The 1378-nt window shown below is 63.8% G+C and carries 1 protein-coding gene; it reads right to left on the bottom strand.

Annotated elements, in window-relative coordinates; genetic code table 11:
* Positions 1–1349: hypothetical protein (locus EV663_RS15505; RefSeq protein WP_132953439.1), on the bottom strand; the 1349-nt coding region annotated here is incomplete at its 3' end.
* Positions 1350–1378 lie beyond the last annotated feature (29 nt).

Below are 1378 nucleotides of genomic sequence, written 5' to 3'. Positions count from 1 at the left end.
ACCTCTGCGACCTCGAAGGGCTTGTCGAAGCTCAGGTCGAGCGTTTTGTCTTCTCCGAGCACTGGGACGTCACGGATGACGGCCTGTTCGTAGAGTTCCTCGTTTGCGGTGCCGGCATGTTCTGCGTTTTCGTCGGAGAGTTCGGAGGACAGGATGCGCACCGAAGAGATGCGCGCCTCGCCGGCGGCGCTGAAATCCAGCGTTGTTGTCAGGCCGTCGGGGCCGACCTCGTTCGCGGTGACATAGAGGATCAGCTCGTTATCTGTGCGGAAGGCATGGGTCATGAGCGGATCGTCGCGGCTGGCGGGGGTAAAGGCGCCGACGGGCTGGGCGCCGACCAGCGATTGCGACATCATCTGCACGATTGCGCCGGTGGGCGAGAGCTGGATCTCGCCATTCTCGTCATTGACGAAATGGTTGAGGTTGTCGACATCCACGCCCCAGGCCGCGGCCGCGTCGGCGCCGATCGAGGTAAAGCCCGTGAACAGTTCCAGCGCGGTCGAGGCCCCGGCCAGCCCGTAATCGTGATACTCCAGGTCCAGCCCCTCGGCCGACATCCCCGACCCGCCCACGGTCCAGGCCGAGAGGTAGAGTTCGGGATCGCCCGTTCCGCCCGCTTCCTCGATTGCCGCGCTCCAGGCGGCGACGTAATCGGCGGTGCTTTCGAAAACGGTCTCGCCCTCGTCCTCGGGATCGGCCCCGGTTTCGATCCGGTTGAGGTTCTGCAACCCGATCGGCAGGGAATGGACCACCAGCGTATCGACCTCGGCCAGCGCCTCCTGGGAAAAGGCGTCCCGGATCGCGGCGTCGTCGCCGTGGTCATAGCCCATCTGCACGGCGATGTTGATGTCATGGCCGGCAGGGTTGAGCACCGGGTCGTTGATGACCGAGGCGGCGGTTTCCACCAGCGCGCTCGCGACCTGCCCATAGAGGCCCGGATCGGCGGAAAAGGCCGGGCTGGTGGGATATTCGTTGCCGATCTCGATGGTGAAATCGTCGGGCAGCGCGCCATAGCTGCCGCCCAGCAGGTCGGTCAGAAACGCCTCGAGATCGGCCTGGCCCTGTTCGATGTCATCGGCATAGCGGAAGGTCGGGATGATCATCGAGAAGGACTGGCCGTTCTCGTTGACCGAGGACAGCATGTCCGACAGGTCGGGCCGCACCCGGCCGGGATCCTCGTTGTAAAGCTTGGTGCCGTCGAAAATCCCGTCGACCGTCAGCCCGTAAACATCCTCCTGAAGCTCCGACAACGTGCCGCCCGGCCAGCGCACATGCGTCACACCCATCAACGCGCTTTGTTCCTCAAACCCGGAAAAATGCTGAAAACCCGTCTGGATCGCACCGAACATGTCCGCAGATATCGTCTGCGCCGGTTCGG

The sequence above is a fragment of the Rhodovulum bhavnagarense genome (assembly GCF_004343505.1).
GTDB classification, from domain to species: domain Bacteria; phylum Pseudomonadota; class Alphaproteobacteria; order Rhodobacterales; family Rhodobacteraceae; genus Rhodovulum; species Rhodovulum bhavnagarense.
This window is presented reverse-complemented; position numbering and strand designations above follow the sequence as displayed.